The 24,241-nt window shown below is 70.4% G+C and carries 20 protein-coding genes; 12 read left to right on the forward strand and 8 right to left on the reverse strand.

Features of this window, described 5'->3' with window-relative positions; genetic code table 11:
- The first annotated feature begins 4 nt into the window (after positions 1 to 4).
- The 6 genes from ACTIFV_RS00605 (at position 5) to ACTIFV_RS00630 (ending at position 7,435) form a co-directional block, all read left to right on the forward strand.
- Entirely contained in the window at positions 5 to 2,041 is a 2,037-nt protein-coding gene (locus ACTIFV_RS00605; protein WP_439590864.1) for a bifunctional aldolase/short-chain dehydrogenase, read from the forward strand.
- A 190-nt stretch (positions 2,042 to 2,231) separates the two neighbouring features.
- Positions 2,232 to 3,593 carry a rhamnulokinase gene (locus ACTIFV_RS00610; RefSeq protein WP_439591374.1) on the forward strand — a complete coding sequence of 454 codons (1,362 nt, stop codon included), beginning with the start codon at positions 2,232 to 2,234 and terminating at the stop codon, positions 3,591 to 3,593.
- Positions 3,594 to 3,638: 45 nt separating this feature from the next.
- Complete coding sequence (locus ACTIFV_RS00615; protein ID WP_439590865.1) at positions 3,639 to 3,788, forward strand: hypothetical protein; 150 nt, start codon at positions 3,639 to 3,641, stop codon at positions 3,786 to 3,788.
- Positions 3,789 to 3,844: 56 nt separating this feature from the next.
- Positions 3,845 to 5,458 carry a DHA2 family efflux MFS transporter permease subunit gene (locus tag ACTIFV_RS00620; RefSeq protein WP_439590866.1) on the forward strand — a complete coding sequence of 538 codons (1,614 nt, stop codon included), beginning with the start codon at positions 3,845 to 3,847 and terminating at the stop codon, positions 5,456 to 5,458.
- Between the two features lie 83 nt (positions 5,459 to 5,541).
- Complete coding sequence (locus ACTIFV_RS00625; RefSeq protein ID WP_439590867.1) at positions 5,542 to 6,537, forward strand: NADP-dependent oxidoreductase; 996 nt, start codon at positions 5,542 to 5,544, stop codon at positions 6,535 to 6,537.
- Positions 6,538 to 6,583: 46 nt separating this feature from the next.
- Entirely contained in the window at positions 6,584 to 7,435 is an 852-nt protein-coding gene (locus ACTIFV_RS00630; RefSeq protein ID WP_439590868.1) for an alpha/beta fold hydrolase, read from the forward strand.
- Here ACTIFV_RS00630 and ACTIFV_RS00635 read toward each other — a convergent pair.
- Positions 7,432 to 8,145, reverse strand: coding sequence for an SDR family oxidoreductase (locus ACTIFV_RS00635; protein ID WP_439590869.1), 714 nt, complete (start codon positions 8,143 to 8,145; stop codon positions 7,432 to 7,434). The genes ACTIFV_RS00630 and ACTIFV_RS00635 overlap by 4 nt on opposite strands.
- A 126-nt stretch (positions 8,146 to 8,271) precedes the next feature.
- On the opposite strand from ACTIFV_RS00635, the gene ACTIFV_RS00640 reads away from it, so the two are divergent.
- On the forward strand, positions 8,272 to 8,865 hold the full coding sequence (locus ACTIFV_RS00640; RefSeq protein ID WP_439590870.1) for a TetR/AcrR family transcriptional regulator: 594 nt from the start codon (positions 8,272 to 8,274) through the stop codon (positions 8,863 to 8,865).
- Positions 8,866 to 8,873: 8 nt separating this feature from the next.
- Here the strand turns inward: ACTIFV_RS00640 and ACTIFV_RS00645 are convergent, their stop codons facing one another.
- The 4 genes from ACTIFV_RS00645 to ACTIFV_RS00660 all read right to left on the reverse strand — a co-directional run bounded on the left by ACTIFV_RS00645 (position 8,874) and on the right by ACTIFV_RS00660 (position 15,276).
- Positions 8,874 to 9,719 carry a transglutaminase family protein gene (locus tag ACTIFV_RS00645; protein ID WP_439590871.1) on the reverse strand — a complete coding sequence of 282 codons (846 nt, stop codon included), beginning with the start codon at positions 9,717 to 9,719 and terminating at the stop codon, positions 8,874 to 8,876.
- Positions 9,716 to 10,648 (reverse strand): alpha-E domain-containing protein, encoded by a 933-nt coding sequence (locus ACTIFV_RS00650; protein WP_439590872.1) that lies wholly within the window; start codon positions 10,646 to 10,648, stop codon positions 9,716 to 9,718. The genes ACTIFV_RS00645 and ACTIFV_RS00650 overlap by 4 nt, the downstream gene beginning before the upstream one ends.
- The gene (locus ACTIFV_RS00655) at positions 10,642 to 12,318 is read right to left on the reverse strand and encodes a circularly permuted type 2 ATP-grasp protein (RefSeq protein ID WP_439590873.1); all 1,677 of its coding nucleotides are present in this window, start codon (positions 12,316 to 12,318) and stop codon (positions 10,642 to 10,644) included. Before ACTIFV_RS00655 ends, ACTIFV_RS00650 begins: the two co-directional genes overlap by 7 nt.
- A 90-nt stretch (positions 12,319 to 12,408) precedes the next feature.
- Positions 12,409 to 15,276: an aminotransferase gene (locus tag ACTIFV_RS00660; RefSeq protein ID WP_439590874.1), complete on the reverse strand. Its 2,868-nt coding sequence runs from the start codon at positions 15,274 to 15,276 to the stop codon at positions 12,409 to 12,411.
- A gap of 116 nt (positions 15,277 to 15,392) precedes the next feature.
- On the opposite strand from ACTIFV_RS00660, the gene ACTIFV_RS00665 reads away from it, so the two are divergent.
- A complete protein-coding gene (locus ACTIFV_RS00665) occupies positions 15,393 to 16,934 on the forward strand; it encodes a molybdopterin-dependent oxidoreductase (RefSeq protein WP_439590875.1) in 1,542 nt (513 codons plus the stop codon).
- Between the two features lie 95 nt (positions 16,935 to 17,029).
- Here the strand turns inward: ACTIFV_RS00665 and rocD are convergent, their stop codons facing one another.
- Together rocD and ddaH are read right to left on the reverse strand one after the other, a co-directional pair.
- Positions 17,030 to 18,256, reverse strand: a complete 1,227-nt coding sequence (gene rocD / locus ACTIFV_RS00670; RefSeq protein WP_439590876.1) for an ornithine--oxo-acid transaminase — start codon at positions 18,254 to 18,256, stop codon at positions 17,030 to 17,032.
- Entirely contained in the window at positions 18,253 to 19,119 is an 867-nt protein-coding gene (gene ddaH, locus ACTIFV_RS00675; RefSeq protein WP_439590877.1) for a dimethylargininase, read from the reverse strand. Before ddaH ends, rocD begins: the two co-directional genes overlap by 4 nt.
- Positions 19,120 to 19,316: 197 nt before the next feature.
- On the opposite strand from ddaH, the gene ACTIFV_RS00680 reads away from it, so the two are divergent.
- Genes ACTIFV_RS00680 through ACTIFV_RS00695 form a run of 4 tightly spaced genes read left to right on the forward strand, consistent with a single transcriptional unit; the run spans position 19,317 to position 23,558 of the window.
- Positions 19,317 to 20,222 carry a hypothetical protein gene (locus ACTIFV_RS00680; protein WP_439590878.1) on the forward strand — a complete coding sequence of 302 codons (906 nt, stop codon included), beginning with the start codon at positions 19,317 to 19,319 and terminating at the stop codon, positions 20,220 to 20,222.
- Positions 20,219 to 21,409: a cytidylyltransferase domain-containing protein gene (locus ACTIFV_RS00685; RefSeq protein ID WP_439590879.1), complete on the forward strand. Its 1,191-nt coding sequence runs from the start codon at positions 20,219 to 20,221 to the stop codon at positions 21,407 to 21,409. Before ACTIFV_RS00680 ends, ACTIFV_RS00685 begins: the two co-directional genes overlap by 4 nt.
- Positions 21,406 to 22,278, forward strand: a complete 873-nt coding sequence (locus ACTIFV_RS00690) for an N-acetylneuraminate synthase family protein (protein WP_439590880.1) — start codon at positions 21,406 to 21,408, stop codon at positions 22,276 to 22,278. Before ACTIFV_RS00685 ends, ACTIFV_RS00690 begins: the two co-directional genes overlap by 4 nt.
- A complete protein-coding gene (locus ACTIFV_RS00695) occupies positions 22,275 to 23,558 on the forward strand; it encodes a DUF6716 putative glycosyltransferase (protein ID WP_439590881.1) in 1,284 nt (427 codons plus the stop codon). Before ACTIFV_RS00690 ends, ACTIFV_RS00695 begins: the two co-directional genes overlap by 4 nt.
- On the opposite strand, the gene ACTIFV_RS00700 is transcribed toward ACTIFV_RS00695, so the two are convergent.
- Complete coding sequence (locus ACTIFV_RS00700; RefSeq protein WP_439590882.1) at positions 23,518 to 24,240, reverse strand: polysaccharide deacetylase family protein; 723 nt, start codon at positions 24,238 to 24,240, stop codon at positions 23,518 to 23,520. The two genes, ACTIFV_RS00695 and ACTIFV_RS00700, sit on opposite strands and share 41 nt — an antisense overlap.
- Position 24,241: the final 1 nt, after the last annotated feature.

Here is a 24,241-nt window from a genome sequence, read left to right on the forward strand (position 1 = left end):
CCTCATGACCAATCCCGCTGTCGCCGATCTGATCGCCCGATCGAATCGCCTGGGCGCGGACCCCGCGAACACGAACTACGCCGGGGGCAACACGTCCGCGAAGGGCACCGAGACCGATCCCGTCACGGGTGAGCCCGTCGAGCTCCTGTGGGTCAAGGGCTCGGGCGGCGACCTCGGCACACTGAAGGAGTCGGGTCTCGCGGTGCTGCGGCTGGACCGGTTCCGCTCGCTCGTGGACGTCTACCCGGGGGTGGACCGCGAGGACGAGATGGTCGCGGCGTTCGACTACTGCCTGCACGGCAAGGGCGGCGCTGCGCCGTCGATCGACACGGCGATGCACGGACTGGTGGATGCAGCGCACGTGGACCACCTGCACCCCGACAGCGGCATCGCGATCGCGACGGCGGCCGACGGCGAGGCGCTGACGGCGAGGATCTTCGGCGACAAGGTCGTGTGGGTGCCGTGGCGGCGCCCCGGCTTCCAGCTCGGTCTGGACATCGCCGAGATCAAGAAGGCGAACCCGCAGGCGGTCGGCACGATCCTCGGCGGGCACGGCATCACGGCGTGGGGCGACACGTCGGAGGAGGCCGAGTCCAACTCGCTGTGGATCATCCAGACGGCGCAGGCGTACCTCGATGAGCACGGCAAGGCCGACCCGTTCGGCGGTGTGCGGGCCGGGTTCGAGGCGCTGCCAGAGGCCGAGCGGCACGCGAAGGCGGCGGCGCTGGCCGCGACGATCCGCGGCATCGCGTCGAACGACAAGCCCATGGTCGGCCACTTCACCGACTCGGATGTCGTGCTCGACTTCCTCGCTGCCGAGCGCGCCCCCGAGCTGGCCGCGCTGGGCACGAGCTGCCCCGATCACTTCCTGCGCACGAAGGTCAAGCCGATGATCCTCGACCTGCCCGCGGACGCGACGGTCGAGGCATCCATCGCCCGCCTCAAGGAGCTGCACGCGGACTACCGCGCCGACTACCAGGCGTACTACGACGCGCATGCGACCTCCGAGTCTCCCGCGATCCGGGGCGCCGACCCGCTCATCGTGCTCGTGCCGGGCGTGGGCATGTTCTCGTACGGAGCGAACAAGCAGACCGCGCGCGTCGCGGGCGAGTTCTACGTCAACGCCATCAACGTCATGCGCGGTGCGGAGTCGGTCTCGACGTATGCGCCGATCTCGGACGCCGAGAAGTTCCGCATCGAGTACTGGGCGCTCGAGGAGGCGAAGCTGCAGCGCATGCCCAAGCCCAAGACCCACCAGGGCCGCATCGCGTTCGTCACGGGCGCGGCGTCCGGCATCGGCAAGGCCATCGCGACCCGCCTCGCCGCCGAGGGCGCGTGCGTCGTCGTGGCCGACCTCGACCTCGAGAAGGCGCAGGCCGCCGCCGCCGAGCTCGGCGGCACCGACGTCGCGATCGGCGTCGCCGCGAACGTCGCCGACGCGGCGGGCGTGCAGGCCGCGATCGACGCGACGCTCCTCGCGTTCGGCGGCGTCGACCTCGTCGTCAACAACGCGGGCCTGTCGCTGTCGAAGCCGCTGCTGGAGACCACCGAGAAGGACTGGGACCTCCAGCACGACGTCATGGCCAAGGGCTCGTTCCTCGTCTCGAAGGCCGCCGCGAAAGCGCTCATCGAGCAGGGCATGGGCGGCGACGTGATCTACATCTCGTCAAAGAACAGCGTCTTCGCCGGCCCCAACAACATCGCCTACTCCGCGACGAAGGCCGACCAGGCCCACCAGGTGCGCCTGCTCGCGGTCGAGCTCGGCGAGCACGGCGTGAAGGTCAACGGCATCAACCCCGACGGCGTCGTGCGCGGCTCGGGCATCTTCGCCGCCGGCTGGGGCGCCAACCGCGCCGCGACCTACGGCGTCGAGGAGAAGGACCTCGGCCAGTTCTACGCCAACCGCACGATCCTCAAGCGCGAAGTCGTGCCCGAGAACGTCGCAGACGCGGTGTTCGTCCTCACCGGCCCCGAGCTCTCCCGCACCACCGGCCTGCACATCCCCGTCGACTCCGGCGTCGCCGCCGCCTTCCTCCGATGACCGAGACGCCCCGCTCAGCACCGCGAGAGTACTTCGCCCGCACGAGTGACCTTCGTACTCTCGCGAGGGGCACGCGAGCTCGTGCGTACGAAGTCCTTTCGACGAAGGGCGGGCCGGCGTGACGGACGCAAGCCCGACGGCATCCCGCGTCGTCGCGGCCGTCGACCTCGGCGCGACGAGCGGCCGCGTCATGCTCGGGTACCTGGAGGACGGGATGCTGCGCCTCGAGCCCGTCTCGCGGTTCCCGAACGGTCCGGTCCCCGGCGTCGACGGGCTGCACTGGGACTTCTCGGCGCTCTACCGACACATCCTCGCGGGCCTCGCAGAGGCCGTGAAGCGCGAGCCCGCGGTCGCGAGCGTCGGCATCGACTCGTGGGCGGTCGACTACGGTCTCGTGAACGGCGACGAGCTGCTCGGCGAGCCCTTCCACTACCGCGACGACCGCACGGCGCGCGGAGTCGAGCGCGTCCATGCGCGCGTGCCGTTCGAGGAGCTCTACCGCCGCAACGGACTGCAGTTCCTGCCGTTCAACACGCTGTACCAGTACGTGACCGAGCGGCGGCTCGCCGACGCGGATGCCGCGCTCCTGATCCCCGACCTCGTCGCGTTCCTGCTGACGGGCACGCGGGCCGCCGAGCGCACCAACGCGTCGACGACAGGGCTCGTCGACGTCTCCTCGGGGGAATGGGACGACGACCTCATCGAGACGCTCGGGCTGCCGGCATCGCTCCTCCCCCCGCTCGTCGACCCAGGCACGTCGCTGGGTCCGCTCAAGGGCGAGGCGCGCGAGCGCGTGGGCGGCGCCGTCGACGTCATCGCCGTCGGCTCGCACGACACGGCGTCGGCCGTCGCGGCCGTGCCGCTGTCGTCGGCGAACGCGGCGTACATCTCGTGCGGCACGTGGGGACTCGTCGGCGTCGAGCTGGATGCCCCGGTCGTGAGCGATGCGGCGCGCGCGGCGAACTTCACGAACGAGGGCGGCGTCGACGGACGGGTGCGCTTCCTCCACAACGTCACGGGTCTGTGGCTGCTGAGCGAATCGGTGCGCACGTGGGAGGCCGAGGACGGCGTGCCGATCGACCTCCCCGACCTGCTCGAGGCCGCGGCATCCATCGACGGCGATGCGCCGCTCTTCGACGCGAACGATCCCCGCCTCGCGGCGCCCGACGACATGCCCGCGCGCATCGCCGCCGTGCTCGAGCTCGCGGGCTCGTCGGTACCGACGTCACGCGCGGCGTTCGCACGCACGATCGTCGAGAGCATCGCGCAGGCCTTCGCCGACGCCGTCGCGACGGCCGGACGACTGACCGATCGCGAGATCGACGTCATCCACATCGTCGGCGGCGGCGCGCTCAACCGACTCCTGTGCCAGGCGACGGCCGACCGTTCGGGACTGCCTGTGCTCGCAGGCCCCGTCGAGGCGACGGCGCTCGGAAACGTGCTGGTGCAGGCCCGCTCGCACGGCTGGCTCGGCGCGGACGCGACGCTCGAGACCCTGCGCGACGTGGTCGCACGTTCCTTCGCGCCCGTCCGGTACGAGCCGCGCGGCTGAGTCAACCCCCTCGCGTGCGCGGGTCAGCGTACGTAGCGTGTGGGCATGGAAGAGCGCGCGAGCATGGATGACAAGCCCGAAGAGCAGTCCGCACCGACCGGCGGCGACGAGGTCACCGAGGAGCAGCTCGAGGCGGACAACCCCGTCGAGGAGGACACCCTCAAGCTCCTCGATCCGGATAACGCTCCCGCCTGACTCCCCCGATCGGATTTTCCTCAGCCGATCCATAGATCGCTAGATAAGCTAGCGATATGTCAGGCTCGCCTCGCCGCCGCTGGATCGGCCTCGTCTTCATCAGCATCGCCGTCGCGCTGATCATCGTCGATTCGACGATCGTCAACGTCGCCATCCCCTCCATCGTCGACGACCTCGGCATCACCTCGACGCAGGTCCAGTGGGTGCAGGAGGCCTACACTCTGGTCTTCGCCGCACTGCTCCTCGTGTTCGGCAGCATCGCCGACAGAGTGGGCAGGCGCCGGCTGCTGCTGATCGGCGTCGCGATCTTCACCGTCGCCTCCGTCGGCGCCGCGCTCGCGCCCACGGGCGACCTGCTGATCGCCGCTCGATTCGCGCAGGGTGTCGGCGGTGCGATGATCCTCCCCACGACGCTCTCGCTCATCAACGCCACCTTCCGCGGCCGCGAACGCGGAATCGCCTTCGCCGTCTGGGGATCCACGATCGGCGGCATGGCTGCGGTCGGCCCCCTTCTGGGCGGATGGCTGACGACGGCGTTCTCCTGGCACTGGGCGTTCCTGATCAACATCCCCCTCGGCATCCTCATCATCGTCGGGGTGCTCCTCACGGTCGACGAGTCCCGCGGTGGAAGCGATCGCATCGACGTCGTGGGAGCGCTGCTGTCGATCGTCGCGATCGGCGCGCTCGTGTTCGGACTCATCCAAGGCCGCGAATACGGCTGGTGGACGACCGAGAAGGCGCCCGAGATCGGGGGGTGGACCTGGCCGTGGACCATCTCACCGGTCCCCATCGCCTTCGCGCTGTCCGTCGTCGGCATCATCGCCTTCGTCGCGTGGGGTGTGCGTCGACGCCGGCGCGGTGAGCCGACGCTCATCGCACTCGGGCTGTTCGGCATCCCGTCCTTCCGCAACGGCAACATCGCCGCGATGGTCGTCTCGCTCGGCGAGTTCGGCATCATCCTCGCGCTGCCGCTCTGGCTGCAGTTCGCGCTGGGCTTCGAAGCCGTCCAGACGGGCCTGATCCTTCTCGCCCTGGCGCTCGGATCGTTCGTCGCGAGCGGGTTCGCCGGTGCGCTGAGCGGCCGCGTCGCGCCGGTCTGGATCGTGCGCGCCGGGCTCGTCGCGGAGATCATCGGCGTCGCCTGGATCGCGTTCGTGATCGCTCCGGATGCCTCGTGGGTCCCGCTCATCCCGGCCCTGTTCGTCTACGGGCTCGGTGTCGGACTGGCGACGGCGCAACTGACGGGTGTCGTGCTCGCCGACGTCCCCGTGGCCGAGAGCGGACAGGCATCCGGCACGCAGTCCACCTCGCGGCAGGTCGGCGCCGCGCTGGGCATCGCGATCCTCGGCACGATCCTCTTCACCACCACGGCGGCGAGCCTCGGCGCGAAGCTGGACGATCGCGCCGTGCCCGAGGCGCAGCGCGACCAAGTGGTCTCGGCCGTGGTCGACAGCGCGGGCGGCGCGATCGCCGGGCTCGAGAAGTCCCCCGAGACCGCCGCATTCGCCGACGACGCGAAGGCCGCCCTGTCGGAGGGCACGAAGTACGCGAGCTTCGCGGCAGCGGGGTTCCTCACGCTGGGCCTGCTCGCGACGCTCTCGCTCGGCAACGGGCGTCGAGAACCCGAAGACGTCGAACCCGCGGAGAGGAAGGCTAATCCGTCGGCTTGACAGATTTACTGAGTGCACTCATACTTGAGTCGTCTCAGTAAACCTGCCGTCCGTCGCGGCACGATCCGTCTGGAGTGCCGCCCATGAAGGCGTTCGTCGTCACCGGGTACAAGAAGGACCTGCTTCTCGCAGACATCCCCGACCCACTCGTCGGGCCCGACGACGTCCTCGTGAAGGTGCGGTCCGCGGGACTCAACCTTCTCGACGAGAAGATCCGCCTCGGCGAGTTCCGTCAGATCCTCCCGTATCGACTCCCGCAGGTTCTGGGCAACGACCTCGCGGGCACGGTGATCCGCGTCGGGGCGAACGTCCGCTCCTTCTCGCCCGGCGATGAGGTGTACGGGCGGCCCGACCAGGACCGCATCGGCGCGTTCGCGGAGCGCATCGCCGTCGACGCCGCGGATCTCGCGCCCAAGCCCTCGTCCATCTCCATGGACGAGGCGGGTTCGCTCCCCCTCGTCGTCCTCACCGCCTGGCAGGCCCTCGTCGAGAAGGGGCGGGTGGGCTCGGGCGCGAAGGTCCTCATCCATGCGGGCGCCGGGGGCGTGGGCTCGATCGCGATCCAGCTCGCGAAGCATCTCGGTGCGACGGTGGCGACGACGGCGAGCGCATCGAACGCGGACTTCGTGCGCGACCTCGGTGCGGATGTCGTCATCGACTACGCGAAGCAGGACTTCGCAGAGCTGCTGAGCGACTACGACCTGGTGCTCGACAGCATCGGCGGCAAGAACCTCGAGAAGTCGCTGCGCGTGCTCAAGCGGGGCTGCAAGGCCATCGGCATCGCCGGACCGCCCGACCCCGCCTTCGCCCGAGAGCAGGGACTCGACCCGGTGCTCCGCCTGGCTATCCGGGCGCTGAGCCGCACGATCCGCGCGCGGGCGAAGAAGCTCGGCGTGGAGTACGAGTTCCTCTTCATGAAGGCGAGCGGAACCCAGCTCCGCGAGATCACTCGCCTCGTGGACGAAGGTGCGATCCGACCGATCGTCTCGCGGACCTACGCGTTCGACGAGACCCCGGCCGCGCTCGCCTCGCTCACCACCGGTCACGGTCGCGGCAAGGCCGTCATCACCGACTTCTGACCATCCGCCCGGTCTCGCATACGCTCCCACTCGCAAAGGAAATCTCATGACCACCGAACCCGTCGTCACCTCGTACGCGAAGGCCCCCACCAGGACCATCCGCGTCGGCGGCACGACCTACGCCTACCGCGAGCTGGGCCCGAAGGGCGGCATCCCCGTCGTCTTCTTCGTCCACCTCGCTGCGACCCTCGACAACTGGGACCCGCGCATCGTCGACCCGATCGCGAAGACCCGCCACGTGATCGCCTTCGACAACAAGGGCGTCGGCGCCTCGACCGGGGTCGTTCCCGGCACGATCGAAGAGGCGGCCGACGATGCGTACGCGTTCATCACGGCGCTCGGCTTCGACACCATCGACGTCTTCTCGTTCTCGATGGGCGGGATGATCGCGCAGGATCTCGTGGTGAAGCATCCCGAGCTCGTCCGCAGGCTGGTGCTCACCGGCACGGGTCCGCGCGGAGGGAAGGACATGGACAAGGTCGTCGGCACGACCTACTGGGACATCCTCCGCGCCACCCTGACGCGATCCGACCCCAAGGAGTTCCTGTTCTTCAACCGCAACGACACCGGCAAGAAGGCGGGGAAGGCCTTCGTCGAGCGGCTCCAGGAACGCACCACCGACCGCGACCCGAAGATCAGCACGAAAGCGTTCCAGACGCAGCTGAAGGCCATCGCGCGGTTCGGGCGGTCAGCGCCGTCGGACCTGTCCGTGATCACGCAGCCGACGCTGATCGCCAACGGCGACAACGACCGCATGGTGCCGTCGGTCCTGTCCGACGACCTGCACCGTCGCATCGCGGGGTCCGAGCTCATCATCTACCCGGACTCCGGTCACGGCGGCATCTTCCAGTTCCACGAGAAGTTCGCGCCGGTCGCGGCGGAGTTCCTGTCCGCCTAGGAGAGGGGCTTCGCCAGCTGCGGGTAGAGCGCCTCGATCGGGGCGCTCAGCGCGGCCTTGAGCTGCACCGACGTCTCGTCGGCGAGGACCTCGTACTCCCCGGCCTCGGTCGCGTCGAAGACCTTGCTCACGAGGACCGCCGGGTCGAGCTTCGGGTCGCTCGAGTGCGCCGCCATCGCCGTGTCCACCCATCCCACGTGGACGCCCACGACGTGCACGCCGGCAGGCGCGAGCTCGAGCCGGAGGGAGTTGGTCGCCGACCACAGAGCGGCCTTCGTCGCGCTGTAGATACCGCCGACCGCGAACCAGCTCATGGCGGAATGGATGTCGATGAGCGCCGCATCCTCCTTCGCCGACAGCACGGGCGCGAACGCGCGTGCGAGAAAGAGCGGTCCGAGGAAGTTCGTCTCGACGTTCTCGCGGATCTCCTCATCGGTGTGCGAGAGGATGCCCGGCGTGCTCGGCGACGCGCCCGCGTTGTTGATGAGCACCGTCACATCGGACGCCGCGTCGACGGCGGCCCGGATCGACCCCGGGTCGGTCACGTCGAGGACGAGCGGGACGACGCGCGGATCGGCCCAGGTGCGGGGCGACCGCGCAGTGGCGTAGACCTTGGCCGCTCCGCGCGCGAGCGCTTCCTGCACGAACTGGGTGCCGATGCCGCCGTTCGCACCGGTGACGAGCACGACGGCGCCATGGAGAGAGGTCATTTCTGTTCCTTCGATCGAGGATGGTGGCCGTCACGCACGTGGAAGAATCAGCGGAGCATCCTCGTTCACACGTAGTGACTATACTCATAATTGAGTTCAGTCACCCAGTATTCCCGGAGATCACTCATGACGCTCGCCGATCAGCCCGTCGGACGACGCGAGCGCAACAAGCAGCAGAAGCTCGACCGCATCGTCGCCGCCGCCAGCGAGCTCTTCGCGACGCACGGCGTGGATGACGTCACCACGCAGCAGATCGCCGAGAAGGCCGACATCGGTGCCGGCACGCTCTTCCTCTACGCCAAGACCAAGGGCGAACTGCTCCTCCTGGTGCAGAACACCCACTACGCCGCGGCCCTCGACAGGGGGCGCGAGGCCGCGACATCCATCGACGACGTTCGCGAAGCCGTGATGGCCATCGTCCGGCCGGTGGTCGAGTGCAATCGGACGCAGATCGACAACGGACGCTTCTACCTGCGGGAGATGGCGTTCGGCGATCCCCAGGAGCCGCGGCATCAGGAGGCGCTCGAGATCGCCGCTGCGACGGAGGCGGCGATCGGCGAGGTGTTCGCCCGAGACGGGCGGGAGGATGCCGCGACCCGCGCGCACATCACGACGGCGGTGATGTTCCTCGCCCTCGCCGACAGCGGCAACGTCGACCGCAGCGTGGACGCGATCGTCGAGAGCATCCGTGCGCAGGTGACGGTGCTCCTGCCGCACTGATCACGTTCTCACGCTTCGCGTGTGATCGTGACCTTCACGTGCAGGTGGGACTTGAACGGCCCCGCATAGACACCGCGCAATGGTGGGACGTCGCCGTAGTCGCGACCGCGACCCACCAGCACATGGCGGTCGCCGATCTCGATGTTGTTGGTGGGGTCGAAGCCCTGCCACTCGCCGGCGAACCACTCGACCCACGCGTGCGACTCGCCGGGCACGGCTTCGCCGACCTCGGCATCGGCGCGCGGGTGAAGGTATCCCGAGACGTAGCGTGCAGGGATGCCGACGTCGCGGAGGGCGCCGAGCGTGATGTGCGCGATGTCCTGGCACACGCCCTTGCGGGCCTCCCACGCGTCGCTCGCGGTCGAGTGCACACCCGTGATGCCGTGCATGTACTCCACGGCGTCGCCGATCGCCTCCGCGATGGCGTGCGCCGCTCGGCCGGGACGATCGTGCTGCGCCGCGATCGATCGCGCGATCTCGGCGACCTCGTCGTGCGGACGCGTGCGCGCCGTCTGCCCGAGCTGTTCGACGGTCTCGATGGATCGTCCCGCCTCGCGACGCAGGACCTCCCACGAGAGGTCGGCGTGCTCCATCGGGCGCGGTCGCACCTCGACGAGCGAGCGAGCCGTGATCTTGAGGTCGCTGTGCGGAGACAGCACGTCGAAGGCCGCGACCCGCGTGCCGAAGTAGTCGACGTACTGGTTGACGCTCGTCGACGGCTCGATGTCGAGGGCGGAGCTCAGCACGAACTGGCTGTCGGTCGAGCTCGGCAGCATCCGCGCCTCGTTGTACGACGCCGAGACGTCACCCTGGTACGAGAATCCGGTCGCGTGCTCGACCCTCAGACGCTTCACGAGATCTCTCCGATCCAGCTGGGTTCGGCCTGGGTCGGGAAGAACCGCTGCCTGATGGCTTCGGATGCCTCGCGCGTGACCTTCTGCACGGCATCCATGTGCTCGGGCAGCTCGTGCAGGATCTCGCTGATGGGCCGGTACTCCAGGTCGTTGCGGATCTGCCCCAGCGCACGCAGCACCGTGTTGGAGTGCCCCACGCGATCGGCCCGCGGGTCGATGGCGCTCATGCAGTCCTCGGCGCGCGAGACCGAGTAGACGATCGACCGCGGGAACAGCCGGTCGAGCAGCAGGAACTCCGCGGCGTTGCGCGCGCTGGGCATGCCGCGGTAGGTGCGCAGATATGCCTCGTAGGCGCCGCACGATCGCAGGATCGTGGTCCACGAAGGACCGGATGCCTCGGTCAGCGACCGCGTGGCCAGCATGCGCGCGGTCATGTCCGCGCGTTCGATGCTGCGGCCGAGGGTGAAGAACTGCCACGCCTCGTCGCGGCTCGTCGAGGAATCGACGATGCCGACGGCGAGCGCCGCGCGCTCGCGCACCCACTGGAAGAACTCGTGGACCTTCTCTGTCTGCAGGCGCCGCGGCATCCGTGCGCTGGTCGTGTTGAGCGTCTCCCACAGCTCCGTGCTCACGATCTCGCGCGCGCGACGGGCGTTCTCACGCGCCGCCGTGAGGGCGTATGCGATGCTCGACGGATTCTGACGGTCGACCGCGAGACGGGCGAGCACGTCCTCGCGGCGGACGATCTCGAGTTCGGCGGGCGGCAGCGAGCCCATGACGCTCAGGAGCGACCGGCACGCGGTGTCCTCGTCGATCCACGGGTCTTCCAGCAGCAGCTGCAGGTGCACGTCGAGGATGCGCGCCGTGCCGTCGCTCCGCTCGATGTAGCGGCCGATCCAGAACAAGGACTCAGCGATGCGGCTCAGCATGAGCCGTCCTCGTCGTGAGCCTGCTGCTGCTGTTCCTGCTGCTCCACGTTCGATCGCGGTCGGTCCTGCGGCGAGTGGATGGGCGGGGCGGCGGCGTCGTAGATGATCGGGATGGCGGCGGTGACGGATGCCTGATCCGCGACGAGCCCTGCGAGGCCGGCGCCCTGCCCGTACTCGACGTGCCCGGGCGCGGCGCCGCCGACGATCCACGTGTCCTTCGACCCGCCGCCCTGGCTCGAGTTCACGACGAGCTCGCCCTCCGGCAGCGCCACGCGGGTCAGCCCGCCCGGGAGCACCCAGATGTCGTCGCCGTCGTTGACGGCGAAGGGCCGGAGATCAGCGTGGCGGGGACGCATCCCGTCCTCGACGAGGGTGGGGATCGTCGACAGCATGACGACCGGCTGCGCGATCCAGCCGCGCGGGTCGGCGATGAGCCGCTTGCGCAGTGCCTCGAGCTCGGCGGGCGAGGCATCCGGCCCCACGACCAGGCCCTTGCCACCGGATCCGTCGACGGGCTTGACCACGAGCTCGGGCAGCCGGTCGAGGACCTCTTCGAGGGCGCCTGGGTCCTCGAGGCGCCACGTGTCGACGTTCTTGAGGATCGGCTCCTCGGCGAGGTAGTAGCGGATGAGGTCGGGCACGTAGGTGTAGAGCAGCTTGTCGTCGGCGACGCCGTTGCCCACCGCGTTCGCGATGGTGACGTTGCCCAGGCGCGCGGCGAGCATGAGCCCCGGCGCACCGAGCATCGAGTCGGCACGGAACTGCAGCGGGTCGATGAAGTCGTCGTCGACCCGGCGGTAGATCACGTCGACGCGCTTCGGGCCACGCGTCGTGCGCATGAACACCTTGCCGCCGATGCAGAGCAGGTCGCGTCCCTCGACGAGCTCGACCCCCATGAGGCGGGCCAGCAGGGTGTGCTCGAAGTACGCGGAGTTGTACACGCCGGGCGTCAGGACGACGACGTTCGGGTCCTCGACGCCGGGCGGGGCCGATGCACGCAGCGCGGCGAGCAGCTTGTTGGGGTAGTCGCCGACGGGCCGCACACGCATCGAGACGAAGAGCTCGGGAAGGGTCTGCGCCATGACGCGGCGGTTGGAGATCACGTACGAGACTCCGGAGGGGACGCGCACGTTGTCTTCGAGCACCCGCATCTCGCCGTGCTCGTCGCGGATCAGATCGATGCCCGACACATGGATCCGCACGCCGTTCGCGGAGTGGATGCCGGCGGCCTGACGGTAGAAGTACTGGGATGACGCGATGAGCCCGGCGGGCAGGACGTCGTCGCGCACGCAGTGCTGGCGGCCGTAGGCGTCGTCGAGGAAGGCCTCGAGCGCGCGCACGCGCTGCTTGACCCCCGCCTCGACGCGCGACCACTCGTCGTACGTGATGATGCGGGGCACGGCATCCAGCGGGAACGGGCGCTCCTCGCCCGCGAAATCGAACGTCACGCCCTGTGCGAGGTACGAGCTCGCGAGCGAATCGGTGCGGCCGCGCAGCTCTTCCTGCGTCATCTTCGCGAGCGCTTGATACAGCTCGCGATACGCCTGGCGCGACTCGGCCGGCTCGCCGGAACTGGCCGGGCTGCCGAACATCTCGTCGAAGGCGGGCACGCCGGATGCCGTCTTGCGCGGCGCCAGCGTCGAGCCGTAGCCGTCGAACAGATCACCCATGGGGAGAGCCTAGTCCGGGCCGTGTTGCCGAAGTGTTTCAGAAGGTGCCCGCCGCAGGAAGGCCCCGTCGGGGGTCACCGTGTCGGTCCGTCACGACCCGGCAGCGGTGAGAGCGCGGTCCAGTGCGGATGCCACGAACGCGGTCGCCTCGAGCGTGATGCACAGCGGCGGCTTGATCTTGAGGACGTTCTTGTGGTCTCCCGTGGGCTGCACGATGCACCCCTCCTCGAGGAGCGCATCGCACAGGCTGTGCGCCAGGGCGGTGGCGGGCGCCTGCGTCACCGGATCGACGAGTTCGAGCCCCAGGTAGAGGCCCATCCCGTGCACGGCGCCGATCGCGGGGTGGGTCTCGGCGAGGGTGCAAAGCGCCCCGGCGAACGCCTCTCCGACGCGGCGGGCGTTGCCCTGCAGGTCGTCGTCCTCGATCGCATCCAGCACCGCGATCCCGACCCGGCTGCTGACCGGGCTGCCCCCGGCAGACGAGAAGAAACTGCCCTCCTGTTCGAACGCCTCGGCGATCGCGGTCGTCGTGATGACCGCGCCGAGAGGCTGACCGTTGCCCATCGCCTTGGCCACGGCGATGATGTCGGGCACCGCGCCCTGCTGCTGGAAGCCCCAGAAGTGGTGGCCGAGCCGGCCGTAGCCGACCTGGACCTCGTCCGAGATGCAGACGCCGCCGAGCGCGCGGATGCGCTCGTAGACGCCCGCGACGTAGCCGTCGGGGAGGAGCACGCCCCCGCCGTTGCCGAAGATCGGCTCGAGGATGACGCCGGCTATCCGGTCGCGCCCGGCTCCGCCGAGTGCGACGAGCTGCTCGTCGACGTCCGCGAGATAGCGCGGGCCCGAGTCCGCTCCGCGGTGCGTGCCGCGGACCGGATTGGGCGCATCCAGCAGCTCCACCCACGAGGGGCGTGTCGCGAGCGCACGCGGATTGTCGCCGATCGAGGTCGAGACGGCGTCGGCACCGATGGTCCACCCGTGATAGGCCTCGCGCGCCGCGACGATGCGGTCGCGACCGGTCGCGGTCATCGCCAGGCGCAGAGCGAGGTCGACGGCCTCGCTCCCGCTGTTGACGAGGAAGACGCGGTCGAGGCCCTCCGGCGCGAGGGCGGCCAGACGCTCGGACAGCTCGGTGACCGCCTCGTAGTGGAAGCGCGAGTTCGTGTTGAGGAGCCCCCATTGGCGAGCCGCCGCGCGCACGATGCCGGGGTGGGCGTGCCCCGCGAGCGTGACGTTGTTCACGACGTCCACGTACGTCTGCGCGTGGACGTCGATGAGGTACTCGCGCCATCCGCGCTCGATCTGCGGGGGGTGCGCGTAGTAGTGCTCCTGCGCGTCGGCGAAGACGGCCGAGCGACGCCGCAGCAGAGGTTCGACACCGACGTCGGGGGCGCGCACATCGACGCCGAGGAGATCCGACGGGTCGGGCGATGACGCCGTCGCCTCCTCGGCATCGCCGGGCAGCGCGAACGGCGCGCTGCGCAGCCCATCGCCCTGCGACAGCTGGACGCGGCCGAGAGCGTCGGCCGGAAGGACTCCGAGGGGCGACCCGGTCGAGATCCGTTCCTCGTCGACCGCGTCGGCCACGACGCCGTCGATCCACAGGCGCCGGGTTCCACCGGTGAGCACGACTCCCTCCGGCGTGCGGCTCAGCACGCCGTCGAACGGGGCCAGAAGGGGGAGGTCGGTCGACGACATCACGTCCACCCCGACGGCGAGCGTCGCCGCCTGCCCGCGCGCGGCGAGTGGTCGAGTGCGGGTCAGCCGATACTCGCCCCAGCGCGTGAGCGCGACGCTTCCCGCGACCGCGTGGCGCCGCAGCACCCGCTCGGCCGCCCCGGGGTCGAGCCAGTCGCCTTCGGACAGCTCCTCCGTCGTGACGGACAGGTCCACCACGGCGCAGGTGAGATCGGGCGGGAGCAGCGTCGCAGGGGGCGCCGGCACCCCGGCGGCGGCGACCCGGATGAGCGCCTCCATCCCTGCCGGATCACGCCGGGACGCGACCTCGAACGACGTCCACTCGGCCGCCATCCGCTCTTGCGCGTAGTCGTTGTCGCCGTCGATGGTCGTCTGATGGATGCCGCTGACGACGAGCACCGCCGTCCGCAGCACCACGAGCGGCCAGAGCGCGGTCAGCTCGGCATCCGTGAGGCGCACGTGCCGGGCGAAGGAGCGCACCGTCTGCAGGAAGAGGGCGTCGGCGTCTTCCCGGAAGTACGCGCACGCGCCCGCGGCGACGAGCTCACCGATCCGCCAGGTGCGCATGAGGTCGCCGAAGTCGATGACGCCGACGCCCAGCGCGTCGTCCATGACGAGGTTGTCGTCGGTGAGGTCGGCGTGGATGACCTGCAGCGGCAAGGCGTCCGCGACGCCCGAGAGGCGCGCGAGCGAGCGCTCGGCGGCGGCCTCGACGAGCTCGCGCTGCGGCCGCGGCGTCCCGTCCGCGAGCCCGAAGACGGTCGAGCCCGCTTCACGCACGTCCCATTGCGACCACCCGCGCGCGCCGGGGTGGTCGAAGCCGGCGAGGGCGGCCACGACGCGTCCGGCGACGTCGCCGATGCAGGCCGCCTCGGCGATGCCGTACGGCTCGCGATCGATCAGCGGCTCGCCCTCGACGAAGGAGAGGGTGCGCGTGAGCATCGCCGGTCGGCCCGGCAGCGCCACCTCGACGATGTCTTCGCCGAGAGGGCTTCGCAGGGGCTGTGGAACGCGGATCCCGGCGGCGCGCAGCCGTGCGAGCGCGCGATGCTGCGCGACGAGCTGGTCGCGCGTCGTCGACGCCCCCGCGAGCTTGAGCACGACCCTGCCGTCACCCGACTCGACGAGGTAGTTGCGATCCTGCTGGCTCCCGAGCTCGTGGGCGGGCGCCGGCAGGGCCCAGCGATCGTGCAGGATCGTCCTCACCTCGTCGGGCGAGACGACCGGACGCGCGAGCGAGGTCGGATCTGTCAACGTCATCGGGCCCCCTTCGACGAATGATCTTCACACAGATCGCACGGCACTCGATCGGTGGAGTCTGCTGGGCATCCGTCGCGATCGACCCATCCACGCCTCCGCGGTCGTACTCTGACACCGTGACCTCGCGCCGCGCATCCGTCCCTCTGGCAGGGCTCGCAGGCATCGCCTCCGTCGCCGCGGGCGCGGGCCTCGGCGAGCTCCTGGGGGCGCTCATCGCCCCGGAGTCGCGGCCTTTCGCCGTCGTCGGCGGCGCGCTCATCGACGCGGCGCCGTCGTGGGCGAAGGACACCGCGATCGCCCTGTTCGGCACGGCCGACAAGATCGCCCTCCTCGTGGGGATCGGCATCGTCGCGATCGGACTCGCCTTCTTCGCGGGATGGCTGCAGGCGCGCCGCCCACCGTGGGGGGTCGTGCTCGTCGCCGCCATCGGCATCGCCGGCGCCGTCGTCGCCACGACCCGCGCCGACGCGGGTCAGCTGGCGTGGGTGCCGGCCGCGATCGCCGGCGGGGTCGCCGCCGTGACGCTGTGGGGCCTGATCCGGATGCTGCAGCCCCGCGAACCCGTCGTCGCCGAAGGCGCGGCGCCGTCGCGGCGGGCCTTTTTCGCCGTGACCGGCGTCGCCGTCGGCGTCGGCGTGCTCGCGACGATCGCCGCCAGTGCGCGTCGCGCGGGCGGCGCGGCGGTCGAGGCCGTCCGGTCGGCCTTGCGCCTGCCGGCCCCGGCGGTCGCGGCATCCCCCGTGCCGTCCGGTGCCGAACTCGACATCCCCGGTCTCGCGCGCGTCGTGACGCCGAACGACCAGTTCTACCGGATCGACACGGCCCTCCTCGTTCCCGAGATCGATCCCGGCGACTGGAGCCTGCGCATCCACGGGTTGGTCGAGCGCGAAATCGTGCTGACGTGGGACGAACTGGTCGCCCTCCCCCTCGAGGAGAGCTGGGCGACCCTCGCGTGCGTCTCGAACGAGGTCGGCGGAACCCTCATCGGCAACGCGAAGTGGCTGGGCTACCCGATCCGCTCACTGCTCGAGAGGGTGAGCCCCCAGGCCGACGCCGACATGGTGCTGTCCCGCTCGATCGACGGCTTCACGGCATCCACTCCCCTCGAGGTGCTCACCGACGACGGTCGCGCCGCGATCCTCGCGATCGGCATGAACGACGAGCCGTTGCCGCTCGAGCACGGCTTCCCCGTGCGGATGGTCGTGCCGGGCCTCTACGGCTACGTCTCGGCGACGAAGTGGGTGACGGAGCTCGAGGTCACGCGGTTCGATCGCGCCCGCGCGTACTGGACGGACCGCGGCTGGTCGGAGCGCGGACCCATCAAGCTGCAGTCGCGCATCGACGTGCCCCGCAAGGCGCAGGGGCTCAAGGCCGGCGACACCGTCATCGCCGGCGTCGCGTGGCAGCAGCACGTGGGCGTCTCGGGCGTCGAGGTGCAGATCGACGAGGGCGAATGGATGCCGGCGCGCCTGGCGGCTGCGATCTCGGACGATACGTGGGTGCAGTGGAGCATGCCGTGGACAGCGACCGCCGGCGACCACCTGCTGCGCTGTCGCGCGATCAGCACCGACGGAGAGGTCCAGACGGAAGACCGCGCGAACCCCGTCCCCGACGGCGCGACGGGCTGGCACGAGCGCTTCATCACCGTCTTCGAGTAGGGCGCCGCTCCCGATCGCGAACCCGCCTGCTCTCCGCGAACCCACTCGCGAATCCGTGGGGGTTCGACCAACGTGAGTGGGTTCGGCGAGAGGCGTCAGCCCTTGAGCACGAGTGCGAGCTGCTCGACGGCCCAGTCGAGCTCGGTCGCACGCACGACCAGCGGCGGCGCGATGCGCAGCGTCTGACCGTGGGTGTCCTTGGCGAGCACGCCGCGGGCCAGGAGCTTCTCGGCGATCTCGCGGCCCGTCCCGTACGCGGGGTCGATGTCGATGCCCGCCCACAGGCCCGCGACGCGGAAGCTCGTGACGCCGTGGTCCACGAGGGCGGCCAGACGCGTCTCGAGGTGCTCGCCGAGAGCCGCGCCGCGGCGCTGGAACTCGCCTGTCTGCAGCATCTCGACGACCCGCAGGCCGATCGCCGCGGCGAGAGGATTGCCGCCGAAGGTCGAGCCGTGCTCGCCGGGCTGGATGACACCGAGGATCTCGCGGTCGGCGACGACGGCGGAGAGGGGCAGGATGCCGCCCCCGAGGGCCTTGCCGAGCAGGTACACGTCGGGGATGACGTCGGCACGGTCGCACGCGAAGGTCGCGCCGACGCGGCCGAGGCCGGACTGGATCTCGTCGGCGATGAACAGGACGTTCTCGCGCGTGCAGATCTCGCGCACGGCGCGGAGGTAGCCGTCGGGCGGGATGATGACGCCGGCCTCGCCCTGGATCGGCTCGATGAGCACGGCGGCCGTCTCGGGCGTGATCGCCGCGGCGATCGCGTCGGCGTCGCCGAACGGCACGTGCACGAAGCCGGGGGTGAACGGTCCGAAGCCCTCCCGCGCGACGGGGTCGTCGCTGAACCCGACGATCGTCGTCGTGCGGCCGTGGAAGTTGCCGCCCGCCACGACGATGGTCGCGGCATCCGGAGTGATCCCCTTGACGCGGTAGCCCCACGCCCGCGCGACCTTGATGCCCGTCTCGACGGCCTCCGCGCCCGTGTTCATCGGCAGCACCATGTCTTTGCCGCAGAGCTCGGCGAGCGCCGCGGCGAAGGGGCCGAGCTGGTCGTTGTGGTACGCGCGGCTCGTGAGCGTCAGATGACCCAGCTGCTCGCGCGCGGCGGCGAGGATCGCGGGATGCCCGTGCCCGAAGTTGAGCGCGGAGTACGCCGACAGCAGGTCGAGGTAGCGCTTGCCCTCGACATCGGTCACCCACGCTCCCTCACCGCGTGAGATGACGACGGGGAGCGGGTGGTAGTTGTGCGCGACGTGCTCGGACTCGGACTCGATGATCGCCGAGGTCGCGGCATCCGGCACGTACGTCTGCGTGGTCATCGGCGCAGCTCCAGCGTGCAGCACTTGATGCCGCCGCCGCCGAGCAGGAGCTCGGACAGGTCGACGAGGATCGGGTTGTAGCCCCGCTCGCGCAGCTGCTGCTCGAATCCCTTCGCGCGCGGCGAGATGATGACGTTGTAGCCGTCGCTCGACGAGTTCAGGCCGAAGACGGCGCCGTCTTCGTCCGACACCCGGATGGCCTCGGGGAAGCGCTCGGCGAGGACCTCCTGCGACGCCTCGTCGAAGGCGTGGGGCAGATAGGCGATGTTCGCCTTGTCGACTCCACCCTCGCCCTGCACGGGGTCGAGCACCGCGATCGCGGTGTCGAGGTGGTAGAACCGCGGGTCGACGAGCGTGAGCGAGACGACCTCCCTGCCGAAGATCTCGCCGAGCTCGCGGTGGCTGTCGCCGGTCGAGCGGAAACCCGTGCCTGCGAGGATCACGTCGCCCACGAGCAGGAAGTCGCCCTCTCCCTCGTTGACCTCGACCGGCTCGGCCACGGTGAAGCCGTTCGCGGCGAACCACTCCATGAATGCGGGGCCCTCGGGCGCGCGCTCGGCGAAGCGGAACTTCGCGCCGTACGCGGTGCCGTCGATGAGGAAGCCCCCGTTGGCCGTGTAGACCATGTCGGGCAGACCTGCGATCGGGTCGATCAGGTGGACTTCGTGTCCGAGCTCGATGTAGGCGTCGTAGAGCTTCTGCCACTGCGCAACGGCTTTGGCGGTGTCGGTCGGGTTGGCCGGCTCCATCCACGGGTTGATCGTGTAGCTCACCGTGAAGTGCTCGGGGCGGCACATCAGGTAGGTGCGGTGCTGCGCGATGCGGGTCGGGGCGCCGGTGGTGACGGTGTCGGGCGTAGTCATGGATCTCCTCGCGAGAGTGCGGCGGACGCTGTCCATGGGCCCGGCGGTGCTCGGGTGATCAGAGCCGGCGACACGGGCACGCCGGCATCCATTCTCGCATGCCGCCTCCGGATGACCCCCACCGTTCACGTTCCGGTCGCTTTCTGCTCGACCCGACGACACGTGCGCCGCGCAGGGTGTGGGAAAGGAGTGTGACCGTGGACAAGGATGCCGTGCTGGCCTGGGTGGAATCGCCTCTGCAGCTCGTCGGCGCCGCCGAGTGGGCGGCGGTCGAGGATCGACGCGTGCCCGTCGCGGGCCGGCTGACCGCCCAGATGTCGGCGACGGCCGATGAGCTCCTCGCCCGGGGCGCGCGGTTCGGCGCACTCGAGCCGTACGTCGGCATCCCCTGGTCGCTGCTGTCGCGCCACGGGCACTGGGTCGTGGGCGACGGCTTCTCGGGTCAGTTCCGGCTCGCGGCATCCGTCCTGCGCCCGCAGCGGATCACGTTCCTGGATGACGGCGCCAACGCGATCGCCTTCGCCGCGAGCCTTCTCGGCCATCGCCCCTATGCGCGGCCGGGGGTCGCGGAGCGCGGTCTCACCACCACTCTCCGCCCGTTCGCGCTCGAGAAGGTGCTGCGACTGGCACGCCGCGGTCGCGTCGAGCTCTTCACGGCGTTCGACCTCGGCGCACAGCGCAGCGACGACCTCGCCGACCGCGGCTTCGGCATCCGCTCGCACGCGTTCGAGTGGACCCGCGGCTCCGCTCCGGCGCCCACGCTCCCCAGGACGCGGATCGCGCTCGGCAGCGCGCGACCCGTCGACGGGCGGATGCCGCTGCCGCTGTACCTGCAGTGGGTCGCCGCGACGGCGGCCGCCGGACCGGTGGTGTACCTGCCGCACCGGCGTGAGACGAACCGGCAGCTCGAGGCGGTCGCCGCCGTGCCCGGAGTGACGATCGGACACTCCGATCTGCCGGTCGAGCTCGTGCTCGCCGGGACGCGCGTGCCCCTCGAGATCTTCACGCTGCCCTCGAGCACGACCTCGACCCTGCCCCTCGTCCTCGCGGGCACCGGCTCGGTCGTGCGAACGGGCCGGACGAGGACGCGGGTCGCATCATGAGCGAAGTCGTCGCGATCATCCCCGCCAGAGGCGGATCGAAGGGCATCGAGCGCAAGAACCTGCGTCGCGTCGGCGGCATCGCCCTCGTCGCCCGGGCGATCGTCGCGGCCCAGCGGTGCACGGAGGTCGATCGCGTCGTCGTCTCGACCGACGACACCGAGATCGCGAACGTCGCACGGGAGTGGGGCGCCGACGTCGTCCAGCGCCCCACCGACCTCGCCGGCGACGAAGCGTCGTCCGAGAGCGCACTGCTGCACGCGCTCGATGTGCTCGAGGAGCGGCGCGTGGATGTGGGCATCCTCGCGTTCCTGCAGGCGACATCGCCGTTCATCGACCCCGAGGCGCTCTGCGAAGCCGTCCAGCTCGTGCGCTCGCGCCGCCGGGACACCGTCTTCTCGGCCGTCGAGACGTACGGCTTCCTGTGGTCCCGCGGAGCGGGTGCCGCCGCGACCGCGATCAACCACGACGCCTCCCGCCGGCCGCGACGACAGGACCGCGAACCGCACTTCCTCGAGACCGGCGCGTTCTACGTCATGCGCGCCAAGGCCTTCCGCGCGGTCGGACACCGCTTCTTCGGCAGCATCGGCATCGCCGAAGTGCCCGCGCGCACCGCGATCGAGATCGACACCCACGACGAGCTCGCGCTCGCGCGGGCCATGGCGCCGCTCCTCGATGCGGTCGCCCCGATCGACGTCGACGCCGTCGTGACCGACTTCGACGGCGTCCACACCGACGACACCGTGACCGTCACCGAAGACGGTGAGGAGGCCGTGCGCGTGAGCCGCTCCGATGGCATGGGTACAGCGCTCCTGCGCCGCGCCGGTGTTCCGGTGCTGATCCTGTCGACCGAGAAGAACCCGGTCGTCTCGGCTCGCGCGGCGAAGCTGCAGGTCGAGGTGCGGCAGGGGGTCGACGACAAGGCCGCGAGCCTGCGGGCATGGGCGGATGCCGCATCCATCCCCCTCTCGCGGATCGCGTACCTCGGCAACGACGTCAACGACCTCGGCTGCCTCGAGATCGTCGGCTGGCCCGTCGCGGTGTGCGACGCGCATCCGCTCGTCGTGGCATCGGCGCGCGCGGTGCTCGAGTGCGGGGGCGGCGAAGGCGCCGTGCGCGAACTCGCCGACCTCGTGCTGCGCGCACGCGAGAGAACCGCATCCATTCCCCACGAGAGGACGCCCTCATGACCGTCACCATCGGATCCCGGGTCGTCGGAGGCGGGCGCCCCGTCTACGTCATCGCCGAGATCGGCCTCAACCACAACGGCGACGTCGAGCTCGCGAAGCGGCTCATCGACGTCGCGGCGGATGCCGGCGCGGACGCCGTCAAGTTCCAGAAGCGCACGCCCGAGATCTCGACCCCCGAGCACATGCGCGACATGCCGCGCGAGACGCCGTGGGGCACGATGTCCTACCTCGACTACCGCCGCCGCGTCGAGTTCGACCGCGACGAGTACATCGAGGTCTCCGATCACGCGATGCTCCGTGGCCTCGAGTGGTTCGCCTCGCCGTGGGACGAGCCGAGCGTCGCGTTCCTCGAGGACCTCGGCGTCTCCGCTCACAAGGTCGCCTCGGCGTGCCTCACCGACACGGGGCTCCTCCAGGCGCTGCGCGACACGGGCAAGCCCGTCATCCTCTCGACGGGCATGTCGACGATCGAGCAGATCGATCGCGCGACCGATGTGCTCGGCACCGACCGCCTCGTGCTGATGCACGCGACGTCCACCTACCCGATGGAGCCCGACGAGGCGAACCTGCGGATGATCCCGACGCTGCGCGATCGGTTCCCGGGCGTCGCCGTCGGCTACTCGGGACACGAGCGCGGCCTGCAGGTCTCGCTCGCCGCCGTCGCGCTCGGCGCCGTCGCGGTCGAGCGCCACATCACGCTCGACCGCACGATGTGGGGATCCGACCACGCCGCGTCGCTCGAGCCCGCGGGCCTGCAGCACCTCGTGCGCGACATCCGCATCATCGAGTCGGCGCTCGGCGACGGCGTCAAGCGCGTCTACGACGGCGAGCTGGCCGCGATGGCGAAGCTCCGGCGCGTCCCGGCGTGACGACCTCGCGGCTGCGGGTCGTCGGCGTCGCCGACACCGACTCGTACGTGAAGTGGGGTGCCGCGCTGCTCGGAACGGCTGCCGCGGAGTGGGATGTCGAGCTGATCGTGCTCGACACTCCCGCTGTCGTGAGCGACGCGCAGCTGCGTTCAGCCCTGGCGGGGAGCGGACTGGATGCCGCGACCGCCCGCCGCGCGACCTTCCACGAGCTCGAGCACGCGCTCTCGACGCGTCCGCCCGACGCGGTGCTCGTCGCCGCGCGCGGACCTCTCGCCCGCGTCGTCGCGCGCACCGTCGCCGAGCGCGCGCCGTTCGCGGTCGTCGTGACCGGCCTTCCCGGCATCTCCATCCCCGCCACGCGCAAGGCGATCCTCTATCGCGCCCAGTGCGATGTCTTCGTCGTGCACTCCCATCGCGAGGTCAGGGAGTTCGACGCGCTGGCCGAGCGCATGGACGTCCCCCAGAAGTTCGCTCTCGCGAGCCTGCCCTTCGCAGGACGTCACCGCGCGACGAGAGGCGACGACCTCGTGTTCGCGGCGCAGGCGCTCGTGCCCCTCGAACGGGCAGATCGGCTGAGCATCGCGGCGATGCTGCTCGCCGCGGCGCGAGCGCATCCCGATCGCCGAGTGGTGGTGAAGGTGCGCGGCGAGAGCGGAGAGCACCAGACGCACGCCGAGTCCGATCCCTACCCCGAGCTGCTCGAGCGGTTCGCGCCACTGCCGCCGAACCTCGTGATCTCGACGGCGCCCATGCGGACGGCGCTCGACACCGCCGGAGGACTCGTGACGGTGAGCTCGACCGCCGCGATCGAGGCGGTCGCCCGTGGCGTCCCGGTCGTGGCGATCGACTCGTTCGGCGTCTCGCCCGAGCTCATCAACGTCGTCTTCGAGGGCAGCGGACTTCTCGGCGACCTGGTGGATGCCGCGGCCCGCCGGTTCCGGCATCCCGATCCGTCGTGGATTCACGAGAACTACCTGCACGACCCTGCCGACGACGACTGGACCGCCGTCGTCGCCGAGCACGTCGAGCGCCGCCGCGAGGGGCTTCTGCCGCACCGGGCCCCTCTCGCCCGCCGCGGCGGCAGGCTGCGCGACACGTGGGAGCGCAAGCGCGCGCTCGGGCCGCTCGACCGCACGGCCGCCGGCCGCGTGGCCCTCGTCGTGGGGTTGCCCCTGCGCGCCGCGCTCGTCGCCGCCCATCGTGCCCGCTCCTTCGCGTCTCCGGCTCGCGCTGAGCGGGTCAGCGACCGAACCACGCCCCTCGGAGCGGCACGCCGTTGAGCAGAGCGCGATCGAGTGAGACCCCCTGAAGGTTCGATGAGGAGAGCGCCTCGAGCAAACCGCGAGTCAACCCAGGCCTGTCGATGTCCGGTTCGTCCCCATCGGCCGCCCCGTCGTCGGCGTTCGCGAATCTGTCATGCGCGAGGAGGATGGAACCGTTCTGCGTCGAGGTCAGGGTCGTTGCTATGCGTCGGTCCAGCGGCATCGGAACGGAATCGCGCAGACTCGGCCCCCACATGACGGGCTCGAGCCCCGTCGATCGGACAACGCGCCACGTCCTCAGCGTCTGACGTCCGTACGGCGGACGGAGCCATCGGACACGCGTACCGGCGATGTCCTCGAGTTCGGCACGTCCATCGACACACCGTCGACGGACCTCGGCGCTCGGGAAGTCGACCAGGGATCGATGGTCGATGCCGTGCAGGGCGACCTCATGCCCACGTGCGATGGTCTCACGGACGACATCGCCATGGCGACGCGCTTGAGTCAGGAGCACGAAGAACGTCGCCGTGGCTCCCGACGCTTCGAGCTCGTCCTGGATCGCACGGGTCGCCACCGGGTCCGGCCCGTCGTCGTATGTGAGGACGACGACGCGCGCGTCGGTCGTCACGGAGACGATTGAGCCGATCACGGCGCTGTGCTCCCTCACGAAGCGACCGACCGATCGTCGGAGTGTGCTCACG

Source organism: Microbacterium sp. (genome assembly GCF_051860965.1).
Classification (GTDB): domain Bacteria; phylum Actinomycetota; class Actinomycetes; order Actinomycetales; family Microbacteriaceae; genus Microbacterium.